General features: G+C 29.0%; 14 protein-coding genes. 11 read left to right on the top strand and 3 right to left on the bottom strand.

The features are described from left to right. Positions 1–1,797, bottom strand: coding sequence for an excinuclease ABC subunit UvrC (gene uvrC / locus ABNT14_RS00155; RefSeq protein WP_101901817.1), 1,797 nt, complete (start codon positions 1,795–1,797; stop codon positions 1–3). An 87-nt stretch (positions 1,798–1,884) separates the two neighbouring features. On the opposite strand from uvrC, the gene ABNT14_RS00150 reads away from it, so the two are divergent. The 6 genes from ABNT14_RS00150 to ABNT14_RS00125 all read left to right on the top strand — a co-directional run bounded on the left by ABNT14_RS00150 (position 1,885) and on the right by ABNT14_RS00125 (position 8,263). Continuing rightward, on the top strand, positions 1,885–3,666 hold the full coding sequence (locus ABNT14_RS00150; protein ID WP_101901818.1) for a MutS-related protein: 1,782 nt from the start codon (positions 1,885–1,887) through the stop codon (positions 3,664–3,666). Between the two features lie 80 nt (positions 3,667–3,746). Continuing rightward, positions 3,747–4,739: a GTP 3',8-cyclase MoaA gene (gene moaA, locus ABNT14_RS00145; protein WP_101901820.1), complete on the top strand. Its 993-nt coding sequence runs from the start codon at positions 3,747–3,749 to the stop codon at positions 4,737–4,739. Positions 4,740–4,767: 28 nt separating this feature from the next. After that, the gene (locus tag ABNT14_RS00140) at positions 4,768–6,012 is read left to right on the top strand and encodes a molybdopterin molybdotransferase MoeA (protein WP_101901821.1); all 1,245 of its coding nucleotides are present in this window, start codon (positions 4,768–4,770) and stop codon (positions 6,010–6,012) included. Between the two features lie 271 nt (positions 6,013–6,283). Continuing rightward, positions 6,284–6,574: a GIY-YIG nuclease family protein gene (locus ABNT14_RS00135; RefSeq protein ID WP_101901918.1), complete on the top strand. Its 291-nt coding sequence runs from the start codon at positions 6,284–6,286 to the stop codon at positions 6,572–6,574. Between the two features lie 100 nt (positions 6,575–6,674). Beyond that, positions 6,675–7,151: a cyclic pyranopterin monophosphate synthase MoaC gene (gene moaC / locus ABNT14_RS00130; RefSeq protein WP_101901923.1), complete on the top strand. Its 477-nt coding sequence runs from the start codon at positions 6,675–6,677 to the stop codon at positions 7,149–7,151. Positions 7,152–7,153: 2 nt separating this feature from the next. Next, positions 7,154–8,263, top strand: a complete 1,110-nt coding sequence (locus tag ABNT14_RS00125; RefSeq protein ID WP_101901920.1) for an NTP transferase domain-containing protein — start codon at positions 7,154–7,156, stop codon at positions 8,261–8,263. A gap of 191 nt (positions 8,264–8,454) precedes the next feature. On the opposite strand, the gene rimK is transcribed toward ABNT14_RS00125, so the two are convergent. Further along, a complete protein-coding gene (gene rimK / locus ABNT14_RS00120; RefSeq protein WP_101902173.1) occupies positions 8,455–9,825 on the bottom strand; it encodes a 30S ribosomal protein S6--L-glutamate ligase in 1,371 nt (456 codons plus the stop codon). A 291-nt stretch (positions 9,826–10,116) separates the two neighbouring features. Between rimK and ABNT14_RS00115 the strand changes: the two genes are divergently transcribed. The 5 genes from ABNT14_RS00115 to ABNT14_RS00095 all read left to right on the top strand — a co-directional run bounded on the left by ABNT14_RS00115 (position 10,117) and on the right by ABNT14_RS00095 (position 13,436). Continuing rightward, on the top strand, positions 10,117–10,449 hold the full coding sequence (locus tag ABNT14_RS00115) for a hypothetical protein (protein ID WP_101902174.1): 333 nt from the start codon (positions 10,117–10,119) through the stop codon (positions 10,447–10,449). Between the two features lie 39 nt (positions 10,450–10,488). Continuing rightward, positions 10,489–10,863: a hypothetical protein gene (locus ABNT14_RS00110; RefSeq protein ID WP_101902175.1), complete on the top strand. Its 375-nt coding sequence runs from the start codon at positions 10,489–10,491 to the stop codon at positions 10,861–10,863. Beyond that, positions 10,853–11,101, top strand: a complete 249-nt coding sequence (locus ABNT14_RS00105; protein WP_101902176.1) for a hypothetical protein — start codon at positions 10,853–10,855, stop codon at positions 11,099–11,101. Before ABNT14_RS00110 ends, ABNT14_RS00105 begins: the two co-directional genes overlap by 11 nt. Before the next feature lie 133 nt (positions 11,102–11,234). Next, positions 11,235–12,338: a DNA-processing protein DprA gene (gene dprA / locus ABNT14_RS00100; protein WP_101902177.1), complete on the top strand. Its 1,104-nt coding sequence runs from the start codon at positions 11,235–11,237 to the stop codon at positions 12,336–12,338. Positions 12,339–12,350: 12 nt separating this feature from the next. Further along, positions 12,351–13,436, top strand: a complete 1,086-nt coding sequence (locus tag ABNT14_RS00095; RefSeq protein WP_101902178.1) for a hypothetical protein — start codon at positions 12,351–12,353, stop codon at positions 13,434–13,436. Here the strand turns inward: ABNT14_RS00095 and ABNT14_RS00090 are convergent. Further along, positions 13,433–14,290, bottom strand: coding sequence for a DMT family transporter (locus tag ABNT14_RS00090; RefSeq protein WP_101902179.1), 858 nt, complete (start codon positions 14,288–14,290; stop codon positions 13,433–13,435). The genes ABNT14_RS00095 and ABNT14_RS00090 overlap by 4 nt on opposite strands. Positions 14,291–14,294: the final 4 nt, after the last annotated feature.

The raw sequence follows: 14,294 nt of genomic DNA, 5'->3' as shown, positions 1-14,294 counted from the left end.
TTAAAGTTCTTTCTTTTGATAAAATTGCGCTACCTTCTTTGCTTTTGACACTCCTATTGTTGCTTCTAAAGCCTCTAATGTTGCTTCTTTTACTCTTTTTACAGATTTAAATTTACGTAATAAAGTAGCAATAGTTTGTTCACCGATACCTGCTATTTCTTCTAATTCTGATTTTATAGCCGTTTTACTTCTTTTATTTCGATGAAAAGTAATTCCGAAACGGTGGGCTTCATTTCGTAAAAATTGAATTATTTTTAAACTTTCCGATTTTTTATCTAAATACAACGGAACAGAATCATTCGGATAATAAATTTCTTCCAATCGTTTTGCAATTCCAATAATGGCTATTTTTCCTCGTAAATTTAAAGCATCTAAACTTTTTAAGGCGGATGATAATTGTCCTTTTCCTCCATCAATAATAATAAGTTGTGGCAAAGGCTCATTTTCGGCTAATAAACGTTTGTATCTTCTAAAAACAACCTCTTCCATTGATGCAAAATCATCAGGACCTTCAACAGTTTTAATATTGTAATGTCGATACTCTTTTTTACTAGGTTTTCCATCTTTAAAAACCACACAAGCGGCTACGGGATGCGTTCCTTGAATATTTGAATTATCGAAACATTCAATATGTCGAGGTTCATTTTGCAAGCGTAAATCTCTTTGCATTTGCCTCATAATTCTATTTATATGACGCTCAGGATTTACTATTTTTAATTGTTTTAATTGTTCAATTCGATAATATTTTGCATTTCTTTCTGATAAATCTACGACTCTTTTTTTATCGCCTAATTTTGGAACTGTCACTTTTATTTGTTCGCCTAAATCAACTTTAAAAGGCACATAAACTTCTCTCGATAAAGAATTAAATCTGTTGCGAGTTTCAATAATAAACAACTCTAATAATTGTTTATCAGTTTCGTCTAATTTCTTTTTTATTTCGGTAGTGTACGATTGTACAATTGCCCCATTCATCACTTTAAAGAAATTTGCATAACCGTAAGTTTCATCAGAAATAATTGAAAATACATCCACATTATTAATAGACGGATTTACAATAGTCGATTTTGCTTGATAATTTTGTAGCAACGCTAATTTATCTTTGATTTTCTGAGCTTCTTCAAATTTCATTTCCGAAGCAAAACCAAGCATTAAGCTTTGTAATTTATCTAAAATTTCTTTAAAATTTCCTTTTAAAATATTTCGAATTGCTCTAATTTCTTGCTGATAATCTTCCTCTTTCTGATATCCTTCACAAGCACCTTTGCAATTTTTTAAATGATATTCTAAGCATACTTTATATTTATAAGATGCTATTTTTTGCTCGCTTAAATCATAAGTGCAAGTTCGCAGCGGATACAGTTCTTTTATCAAACTTAAAAGCGACTGCACCATTTTAATATTCGTATAAGGACCAAAATATTCCGAGCCATCTTTTAGAACTCTTCGAGTAGAAAATACTCGTGGAAAACGTTCTTTTTTGATACAAAGCCACGGATATGACTTATCATCCTTTAGTAAAATATTATAGCGAGGTTGATATTTTTTTATCAGATTATTTTCTAATAATAAAGCATCGGTTTCCGTATTAACTACAATATGTTCAATGCGAGCAATCTTTTTCACTAAAATTCTCGTTTTACCATTTTCATGCGTTTTCGTAAAATAAGAAGTAACTCGCTTCTTTAAATTTTTTGCTTTTCCGACATAAATAATCACTTCGTCGTTATCAAAATATTGATAAACTCCTGACGAAGTGGGCAATGTTTTTAATTGAAGTTCTAATGAAGTTGGCATACAACGAAAATACAATTTTATAAAGATATGTAAGTTGCTATATGTACATTTACCTCAATATTTATCTACACCATTATTTTCAAGAAAATGCAAGAACCAATTCAATTTTATAAAGAAGAAATAAACAGTTTAAATACCACTTTAATTGGGCTGAAAAAACAATTATTAACCACACGTATTTTACGTCTTTTGGCTTTTTTAACGATTGCCTTATCAGCATACGTAGGCTTTACAAAAGATAATTTGTTTTTTACACTAACAGGTTTAGCAATTATTACCTTCGGAATTTTAATTACAAAACACCTAAAATTAAAACAGCAAAAAAGTCTTGCAGAGGCAAAATTAAACATCAATAAAACTGAAATAGAAGTATTAAAAGGAAACTATTCAAATTTAGATAGCGGAGAAGAATTTACCAATCCTGAGCATTATTTTAGTAACGATATTGATTTATTTGGAATCGGTTCTTTTTTTCAATATATAAATCGAACAGCAACAAATGAAGGTCGAAAATTATTAGCAACTATTTTAACAAGTAACACTATAAACGATATTAATGAACGTCAAAAAGTAACGCAAGAACTAGCTTTAAAAACAATTTGGCGACAACATTTTACGGCGATTGCTAGTTTAATAAATACCAAAACAGCCATTCCTAGTATTGTAAACTGGATAACTTCATATCAACAAAAGATTCCTTCTTTTTTGATGTTATTTTCGTATGCTTTTTCAGGGGTATCATTAATATTAATTGGATTATTAAGTTTTAGTATTATTCCTTTTTCAATCCTTTTAATTTGGTTTTTAATTGGATTGTTTATTACCGCTTTCTATTTTAAAAATATTCAAGAATTAGCTACAGAAACAGAAAGAGCCAAAGAAACTTTTAATCAATATCACCAATTATTAGCACAGATAGAAAATGAAACTTTTACAAATTCAATTTTAAAAGATAAACAACAAAAAATTCAACAAGAAAGTGAAAAGGGAAATAAAAAAGCATCAGATATTTTTAAAGAATTTTCTAAAAAATTAGATGCCTTTGACCAACGTGGTAATTTGATGATTGCACTATTTGGAAATGGGCTTTTTTTGTTAGATATCCGCAATACTATTAAAATAGAAAAATGGATTACTTCTTATAAAACAACCGTTGCGCAATGGTTTGATGTCGTTTCTTTTTTTGATGCACAAAACTCCTTAGCCAATTTTGTTTTTAATAAACCTGAATATATTTTTCCTAATATCAGTAATGAAAAAGCGGTTTTAAACGCCGTAAATTTAGGGCATCCTTTATTAAACCCTTCTAAAAGAATTGACAACGATTTTATTATTGATACCGAAAATTTCTTTATTGTTACAGGTGCAAATATGGCAGGGAAAAGTACGTTTTTAAGATCAATTTCTTTGGCAATTGTAATGTCGAACACTGGTTTGCCGATTTGTGCCGAAAAAGCAAGCTATAATCCTATAAAATTAATTACCAGTATGCGAACTTCCGATTCATTAAGCGAAGATGAATCGTATTTTTATGCCGAATTAAAACGTTTGAAATTTATCGTAAACGAAATTAAAACTGATAATTATTTTATCATTTTAGATGAAATTTTAAAAGGAACAAATAGCCAAGATAAAGCCATTGGTTCTAAAAAATTCGTTGAAAAATTAAACAACTCAAAATCTACAGGAATTATTGCAACCCACGATGTAAGTTTGTGTGATTTATCAAACGAATACACTACTATTAAAAACTATTATTTTGATGCCGAAATTATAAGTAATGAGTTAAATTTTGACTATAAAATGAAAAATGGCGTATGTCAAAATATGAACGCTTCTTTTTTGTTGAAGAAAATGGAAATTGTGTAAGTTTTTTTGCAAAAAACATTACTATAAAACTATGATAAAAGACAGGAAATAACTGCTTTATTAATACGTATATTTGTACTATGCACAAACTTATTGATAATTTCGGCAGGCAAATCAGCTATATTCGACTTGCCGTAACCGATCGCTGTAATCTTCGTTGCCAATATTGTATGCCCGCCCACGGAATTGATATTGTTCCTAGAAAAGAGCTGTTAACCTACAAAGAAATGTACCGAATTATTCGAGTACTTACCGAACTCGGCGTTAACAAAGTTCGCTTAACGGGGGGCGAACCCTTTGCTCGTAAAGATTTTATGAGCTTCCTTGAAATGCTATCTTATAACGATTTATTAGACGAAATAAATATTACCACAAACGGCGTATTGGTTGCCCAACATATTGCAACCTTAGAAAAACTTAAAAAAGTAAAAACTATCAATTTAAGTATTGATAGTTTACATGCCGATAAATTTGCGAAAATTACACGTCGTGATACTTTTAATCAGGTATATAAAACCTTAGAATTACTAGAAAAAAGTAGCCTTCATTTAAAGTTGAATATCGTTGTACAATCGGGGTTTAACACCAATGAAATTACTAATTTTGTTGGTTTAACTAAAGATAAAAATATGGCTGTTCGGTTTATTGAAGAAATGCCTTTTAACGGAAAAGGACAGCGAAATATTCAAGAAAATTGGAATTATAACAAAATTATAAAGGAGATAAAATCAGTATATACGGTAAAGAATATCATCTCTGAAAAATCATCTACTTCTCGTAATTTTTCTATCAAAAATCATCAAGGAACTGTAGGGATTATTCCTGCATTTACCCGTACTATTTGCAACGATTGCAACCGCATAAGAATTACATCAACAGGAACTTTTAAAAATTGTTTGTTTGATGATGGTGTTTTTAACTTGCGTGATTTCATCCGAAATGGTGCTTCTAATGACGATTTAAAAGAACTTTTTTTATCATTGATAAAAGAAAAACCCGAAAATGGTTTTATTGCCGAGGCAAATAGAAAACAAGGAAATGTAAGTGAGAGTATGAGTACAATTGGTGGGTAATATTTTATAAAAAAGTATCAGTAAACATATGATTTCAGTAAAAAAAGCAAAAGAGATAATCCTAGAAAACACCCAAGATTTTGGAACAGAAAACATTCCATTTATAGAATCTGTTGGGCGGATTTTAAAAGAAGATATTGTTGCCGATAGAGACTTCCCTCCTTTTAATCGTGTTGCTATGGACGGAATTGCTATTAACTACCTTCATTTTAAAAATGGAAAACGTAGTTTTAAAATTGAAGGAATTCAGCCTGCAGGAAGTGCACAATTAATCATGCAAAATTCAGCAAACTGCATTGAAGTAATGACGGGCGCAGTATTGCCAAAAAATTGCGATACGGTAATCAGATATGAAGATGTTAGTATCAAAAATGGAATTGCAACAATTACTATTGATACAATTAATACACATCAAAATGTACACCCCAAAGGAAAAGATAACTTACAAAACGATGTTTTAATCCATAAAAACACCCTTATTTCAGCGGCAGAAATTGGCGTGATTGCTACGGTTGGTAAATCAGTTATAAAAGTAGCAAAACAGCCTAAAGTAATGATTATTTCTACAGGTGATGAATTAGTTGATGTGCATGAAAATCCGCTAGAGTATCAAATAAGAAGATCGAATGTTTACACCTTGGTTTCTTTATTAAAAGAGTTAGATATCCCTTCAGAAACCGCACATATTACTGATAACAAAACTATTTTAAAACAAAAAATAAGCGGTTATTTACAACAATACGATGTATTATTATTTAGTGGCGCAGTTAGCAAAGGAAAGTTTGATTTTTTACCCGAAGTTTTAACCGAATTAGGCGTTGATAAATTGTTTCATAAGGTAGCCCAGCGCCCAGGAAAACCTTTCTGGTTCGGCATAACAGATACTTTAAATAGTAGTGAACAGAGTGTTTATCAACCTAGTCAATCTGATAATAATACTATTGTTTTTGCTTTTCCTGGAAATCCAATTGCCACTTTTGTAAATTGCTTGGCGTATTTTTATGATTGGTATTACAAATCAGCAGGTATAAAATATCTAAAAGAAACAGCTATTATTAATGAAAATGTTATTTTTAAACCTAATTTAACCTACTTTTTACAAGTTAAATTAATTTCTGAAAACGGACAATTAATAGCCATTCCAATTAAAGGAAATGGCTCAGCCGATTTAGCAAGCCTTGTAAATGCTGATGGTTTTATTGAAATTCCAAAAACAGAAAATACCGAGTTTAAAAAAGGAACTATGTTTCCTGTAATTAGATATAAAAAATGAGTAACATCTCGATACAAATTTGATTTTCCTATCGGACATCAAATTCACTCGATGTGACATATGCTGTCAGTTCGAGTGATTTTATTGAAATGTTAATGGAAATAAAATTGTATCGAGAACTTTTATATATTTGAAATAACGTCTCGATACAAATTTGATTTTCCTATCGGACATCAAATTCACTCGATGTGACATATGCTGTCAGTTCGAGTAATTTTATTGAAATGTTAATGGAAATAAAATTGTATCGAGAACTTTTAACGAATCAAAAATGAAAATTTATTACGTTTACATATTAAAATGTTCTGATAACTCTTATTATACAGGGGTTACTTCTAACCTTCAAGAAAGGTTAATCGAACATAAAAATGGAAAACATAAAAATAGTTATACTTTTAAACGAAGACCTTTAAATTTAGTTTTTTATTCTGAATTTACAAATATAGAATTAGCAATAGAAAAGGAAAAACAATTAAAAAAATGGTCAAAAGTTAAAAAAGAGGCTTTAATAAACGATAAACTTGAAAAACTCCCAAATTTAGCGAAGAAAAAATTCAAATAACATCTCGATACAAATTTGATTTTCCTATCGGACATCAAATTCACTCGATGTGACAAAATACAATATCAGTTCGAGTGATTTAAATATAAAAAATAAAAAAATGAGCAATTTCACCCATATAAATGAGCAGAATCAACCGAAAATGGTCAATGTTTCTGATAAAAAAATTACCAAACGAACCGCTATTGCAAAAGCAACCATGTTTTTGGGTTCTCAAATTATTTCTCATTTTAAAAATGATGATTTAATTACCAAAAAAGGTCCTGTTTTTCAAACTGCTATTATTGCAGGTATTCAGGCTGTAAAAAAAACATCTGAAATTATTCCGATGTGTCATCCTTTATTAATTAACGGCGTAGATATTGACATCAATATTGTTGGCAACGAATATTTAGAGGTTTTTTGTAAAGTTACTATCGAAGGAAAAACTGGCGTAGAAATGGAGGCTTTAACAGGTGCATCGGCAACTTGTTTGACTATTTATGATATGTGTAAGGTAATCAATCAAAAAATGATTATTAAAGAAATTATTTTAGTAGAAAAAACAGGAGGGAAATCTGATATTAAAACAGCTTAAAAATGGATAAAAAACATCAAAAACACGCAAAAATCACTAAAAAACAAAATGATACTTACGCTACGAATGAAGTCGCTATTTTAGGAACAAATTGTGGTATAATTGCTGATTTAGTTAAAGATGTTTCTGCAAAATTATCTGATTATAATTTAGGTTATTTTGATGCTTCTCATGCTAAAAATATTGCTAAAAATAACTTTACCGAATACACTTTTCATCAGCAAGGTAATTTACAAATTAACACGATAAGTTCAGTTAATAAATTTGAACAACGCTTGCAGTTTATAAATCATGATTTGGTGTTTATTAACGGAAATCATTATCAAGGAGCTAAGCAAATTTTAATTTTAGATGCCGAAAAACAAGCGTCTATTGAAAAAAGGTTAGACCAAATAAACAACATTCAATTTATTATAAAACGTACTTCGGATGTTCCTTATTTTGAATGTTTATTAGAAAAATTTCCACAGATAAAAAACATAACTTGTTATCAAATTGATGAAATTGACAAAATTACACATCATATTGATAATTTAATCAAAGAACATATTGCACCTGTAAAAGGCTTGGTATTAATTGGAGGAAAAAGTACCCGTATGGGAACGGATAAATCGGTGTTGGAATATTACGGGAAACCGCAAAAAGAACATGCTAAAGAATTGTTAGAAAGTACTCTTTTAGAAACTTTTTATTCGATACAAACTTCTTCGGAAAAAGCTTCTTCGGATGAAATTCAGGATACTTTTTTAAATTTAGGACCTTTTGGAGGGGTTTGTTCTGCCTTTCAAAAAGATCCTAATTCGGCTTGGTTGGTACTTGCTACAGATGTTCCTTTTGTTGATAAAAACCTACTGAAATTATTGCTAGAAAAAAGAAATCCTAGTAAAATAGCCACTGCTATTAAAGGAAAAAATAGTGAATTTCCTGAGCCTTTAATTACTATTTATGAGCCAAAAGCATATACTAAATTATTGCAATATATAGCCCAAGGATATTCATGCCCTCGAAAAATGTTAATTAATTCTGATATTGAAATTATAGAGGTTGATGATCATTTGATTCGAAATATTAACACGCCTGAAGAATTTGAAATGGCTAAAAAAATGCTTTAAATTAAGCAAAATGCCTAGCCCCGATTGAAGCATTTGTTTGAGCTCTTTTTTGTTTTTTTCAAACAAAAAAAGCGAGTGCGGAAAGCGGGAAATTGCTTCTAATAAAAATTTTATAACTAAAAACAGCCCACTTTAATAAGATGGGCTGTTTGCTTTTAATTCGTATGTTTTTTAGCTTTTAATATGCCTCTTTAATTCTTGAATTTTAGCTTTTTTTCAATAGCTTCAATCATAATATTAGCAATATCTAACCCTGTTGCAGCCTCAATACCTTCTAATCCTGGTGATGAATTTACCTCTAATAATAAAGGTCCTTTGTTAGAGCGTATAATATCGACTCCTGCCACAGGAAGGTCTAAAACTTTTGCCGCTTTAATGGCTAATTTTCGTTCTTCGGAAGTAATTTTAACTTTAGATGCCGATCCTCCTTGATGGATATTTGCTCTAAACTCCCCTTTTTCAGCTTGTCGTTGCATAGATGCTACCACTTTTCCGTTTACTACAAAACAACGTAAATCTTGTCCGTTGGCTTCTTTGATAAATTCTTGAACAAGAATATTGGTTTTAACACTTTTAAAAGCGTTAATTACACTTTCTGCAGCTTTGGTGGTTTCTGCTAAGACAACGCCTTTTCCTTGGGTACTTTCCAATAATTTAATGATTAATGGCGCTCCGTTTACCATTTTTATCAAGTCTTTAGTGTCTAAAGGTGAATTTGCAAAACCTGTAATAGGAACTTGGATATCGTTTTTAGCAAATAATTGGGTGGCTAATAATTTATCTCTTGACTGATTAATTGCATCGGCTGAATTTAAACAATACGTTCCCATAGCATCAAATTGACGAATTAATGCACAAGCATAAAAAGTTACCGATGGTTTAATTCGAGGAATAATAGCATCAAAAGCATCAATTACATTTCCGCCTCTATAACGTATTTGAGGCTCTTTAGCATCAAATTTCATATAGGCTTGTTGCACGTTTAAAAACACCATTTCATGCCCTCTTGCACGCCCTGCTTCCATAATTCGTTTGTTACTAAACAAACCTGAATTACTGGCTAACAAGGCTATTTTTAAACCTGTTTTTTCTTTTCTAAAAGATGCGTATTTTTCATCAATATCCTGTTCATTAAAAGCAGGAAGTAAATAACTTTGTGATGCGTTTACTAAATATCCGTTTGACAATGCTTCACGTCCTAATAGCATTCTAAATTCCATCGAGTCTCGATTTGCTAAAGTTAGTTCAATATCAAAAGTAGCTTCCCCTAAAGTTACAGGAGCTTTTATAACAAGACGTTCTTCAGATATTCCTGTAGAACTTTTAATAGAACGTTTTGCATACACTTTTGATTCACAAGTAATACTGATACTTCTATTTTCTTGTAATGGATTTACCTCAAAACGAACCCATTCTTCAGTTCCTTTAAAAAAAGAAGTTATATTATTGGCTTGAATTGAAGAGGTTTTAGCTCCTGAATCTACTCGTGCTTTTATAGCAGGAATACCGAAATTATTAAACGAACACCACTCTTCGCTTCCTATGATTTTTAAATTGTTCAATGTGATTTGTTATTTATATAAATTTATTATTTACCTATATCAATAATAATCATTCTTTAAATAATAAACACTATTGTTTTATAAAAAACAATTAATTATTTTAGAATCTATATATCATCTTTTACTATTTCTATTATTCTTACCTCTCAAGAAAATAACCTAAGACAATTCAAATAAATTAACATTTAAAAAACTTGTAAAAAAAGACTATTGTTCTATAATTGAATACTATTGTTCAATTTAATATTCTTTTTAAACGGTAAATTTGACTTGTATATTAAATCATAAAAATTGGATTTAAAAGAACTTTTAAAAAGAACAAAATCAAAAGCTGTTTTCCTTTCAAAGGAAGAAAAAGGAGAAGCTCAGTTAATTGATTTTTATCCTAAAGAAAATAATTTAGGTGATTTACAAGATAAAATGATTGTATTTCAAACTCTTATTTTTAATATGAGTAATCATTTTTTTAATACATTTTTTAATACTGCTTTAAAACAAATCAGGCTAAAATCTGATAATGAAAACATACTCATAATTAAACATAACGGCTATGTACTCTTTTTTTTATCAGATAAAAAAATAAATACAGGATTACTAGAAATTACTTTAAAAAAAGAATTTTAAATTTTATACTAGAAAATAAACTACACAAAAAACAAAAAAATGCAAGAAATTTTAGATCAATTAGTTAAAAATGTAAGAGAAGATATTCCAGGATATATTGCTATTAGTGTTGCTGAAATGGCTTCAGGTGAATCGCTTCATTCACATTCTTCTAAGCCTGATTTTGACCCTGCCTTAGCTTGTGCTTATAATGTTGAAATAGTAAACTCTAAGCGTAAAGCAATGAAAACAATAGGTTTAGACGAAAAAATAAAAGATATTTATTTTAACTTAGAAAATGAAATACATATTATTAATTTATCGCCAAGTGGTGAATATTTTATTTATTTAGCTGTTGATTCTAAAAAAGCAAACTTAGCTCTTACCAGAACATTATTAAATAGACATAAAAAAGAATTAGACAATGAATTATAATAAAATTGATTTAAATAATTATAATTTAGATAGTGATTTTGTGTCATATATAGAATCATTTCAAAGTATATATGAGCATAAAATATTGAATATAAGTCCTAGCACAAATAGAACTTTACATACTAAAGAAAATACTCCTATCACTAATAAAAAAGATATAAAGAAAATATTAGAAGACTTTTTTTTTACTCCGAGATATAATAATGTATTAGATGTTTTAAAATTTGGAAACAATTAAATTATAAAAATTTACTTAAAAAAGTCGGAGACCCTATTTTTATAAGGCTTCCGATTTTATTTTTAAATATATTGTTTGTCTTTTTATTTCTTCAATCATATTTTTTGTATATTGATTTTCAAATATTTAAAACATGACACCTGAAAAATTATTAGCTATTTTACGACTACAAAACACAAAAAGTATAGGCGATATTTTAGCTAAAAAATTAATCACTACCACAGGTAATGTTGAACAAATATTTAGAGAAAAAACAAGTACTCTACAAAAAATAAACGGAATAGGTAATCATATTATTCAACAGCTATTAAATACTGAAAATATAAAAAAAGCAACCGAAGAATTTGAATATATCAAAAAAAATAACATTCAATATGCTTATTTTTTAGATACTGATTATCCTCAAAATTTAAAAAATTGTATTGATGCTCCTATCCTATTTTTTAAAGATGGAACTATTAATTTAAATAATCAAAAAATAATATCAATCGTTGGAACTCGAAAAATTACTGCTTATGGTCGTGATTTTTGCCAAGAACTTATTACCGATTTAGCAAAATATAATCCCATAATTGTAAGTGGTTTCGCTTACGGGGTAGATATTTGTGCACATAAATTGGCTATCAAAAATAATTTACAAACTATTGGAGTTTTAGCACATGGTTTAGAAATTATCTACCCTCAAACACATAAAAAATATTATTCTGAAGTTGTAAAAAATGGCGGATTTATTACTGATTTTTGGCACAAAGAACAACCATTACGAGAAAATTTTTTAAAAAGAAATAGAATTGTTGCTGGCATATCAAAAGCTACTATTGTTATAGAATCGGCAGAAAAAGGAGGCTCATTAGTTACTGCAGATATTGCAAATTCCTATAATAGAGATGTATTTGCTGTACCAGGAAGAATTTCTGACGCTTACAGTAAAGGTTGTAATAATCTTATCAAAAATAACCAAGCACATTTATTAAATACTGCTGATGATATTATAAAAATGCTTAATTGGGATATTTCTAAATCAAAAAATACAACAACAATACAAAATGAATTATTTGTAACACTAAATAATAGTGAACAAAAAATTTACGATTTTTTAAACCAAAATGGTAAGCAATTATTCGATGTAATTGCCTATAAATGTGAAATTCCAGTGTATAAATTATCATCATTAGTACTACAAATGGAACTTAAAGGACTTATCAGACCTTTACCTGGAAAACTCTTTGAGGTTTAGTATCTTTGAGTTATGGTACAAGAAAAATTAATATCTCAAAAAAAACCTGCATATCCTGTTAATAAAAAACTCGGGATTTATTTAAAAAAATATAATAGAACCATTCAAATCCCTATTTTTTATGATGATTTGTTACGCTATCAAGGTGCTATAACTGTTTATGATAAAAAAGATAATGATACCTTATGGGTACGTGTTTTTTATAATGAATTTGAGCAAGAAGAAATAAATTTAAGTTTAAAAAAAATCTATAATATTTTACATTCTAACGGTTCAGATGCTAGTATTAAACACTTAAATATTGATGCTATCGACTTTTGTACCTTCGGAAATTCACAGCCTTTTAGAGTAAAAGTTCGTAATATTTTAAATGATAATTACACCTATTTTTATGTTAAAAAAACAGATGCTTCTCGTATTTATGGGCTAGAATTAGAAGATATTTTATCGCCTTATAACTTAAACTTTTTAGTGTATAAAGACACCTTAATTGAAGAACATATTTCAGGAATTCCTGGCGATGTTTTTATCAAAGATTATTTAGACGATTGCCTAGAAATTGAAAAAGCTCAAATAGCCAAAGAGTTTGTAAAGTTTAACGAACGTTGTATGATTCGTTTGTTAGGCGATATGCGCTCGTATAATTACGTAGTTGTGCCTACCCACGATTTTGAAAATGTGGTGTATAAAATTAGACCTATCGATTTTGACCAACAATGTTATGAGGGGAAATTTAAGGTATATTATCCGCAGTTTTTTAAAGAAAATTTAAAAATGGTGCAGTTAGTAGCAAAAAAATTAACATCCGATTCTATTGAGCAATATCAGTTAGAAGAACGCTCTATTGTTGCAAAACGAATTTTAGGATATCGTTCTCGTTTAAGTAGATTGCTTAATGCTATGAAATCAGATACCATTTCTATCCCTAAAAATATAGAAAAATTAAAAACCGAAATTTTTGATTTTACTGGTGATATAAATTTTAGAGATAGTGATGGTATGGGACAAATATTAGAAAATGCACTAACATTTGTACTTAGAAATTATGAAGATGTAACGCTTAAAAGTATTATAGAACAACAGCAAAAACCATATTAATTTTTACTTCGGATACTTTCAATAACTACCGTTGCTAAGATTAATGAACCTCCTATAAAAGTATTCCATGTTGGTATTTCATTTAAAAAGATAAATGCCAAAATAATTCCAAAAATAGGTTGTACACTACTAATAATACTAGATGTTGAAACTGTAAAAAACTGTAGAGAATGTACCATTAAACTATGCCCTATTGCCGTGGTTAAAAGTGCCAATAATAACACATATGGATATTGATTTGTAAAACCTGAAACATCCATAAAAAACAACACTGGTAACAAACAAATCGTAATAATTAAGGTTTGATAAAACATCAACATTGTTCCGTTATATTGAACTACATATTGTTTTAACATCAAAATTCTGATAGCATAAAATAATGCCGAAAGTAATCCGAATAAAATCCCCTGAACATTGGAACTTTCTAAATTAAATTCGGGCGATAAAATATAAAGTCCTAACAATACCATACATCCTAAAACAATGTAAATCGGGTTAAATTTGACCTTTAAAAATAAGGGTTCTAAAAAAGCAATCATTACAGGAAAGGTGTATAATGACAACATTCCTATGGCAACATTCGATAATTTTAAGGCATAGAAATACGTAATCCAATGCCCTGCCATAAAAATTCCGCCAATAATAAACGGAAATATATGTTTACTTGATTTTATGGTTAAATCAATTTTTTTAAACTTACAAAAAGCAAATAAAATAAGCATCGCAAACACCGAACGAAACCAAATAATTACTTCCGAAGGCATGGCTATATATCTTCCTAAAACACCTGAAGTACTTATAAATAAAGTTGCTAATAATAAACCAGCTAAATTTTTTGAATGATTATTTTCCATTATT

The sequence above is a fragment of the Tenacibaculum dicentrarchi genome, from assembly GCF_964036635.1.
Lineage (GTDB): Bacteria > Bacteroidota > Bacteroidia > Flavobacteriales > Flavobacteriaceae > Polaribacter > Polaribacter dicentrarchi.
Note: the sequence above shows the minus strand (reverse complement) of the source record. Positions and strands in the feature narration are given on the sequence as shown.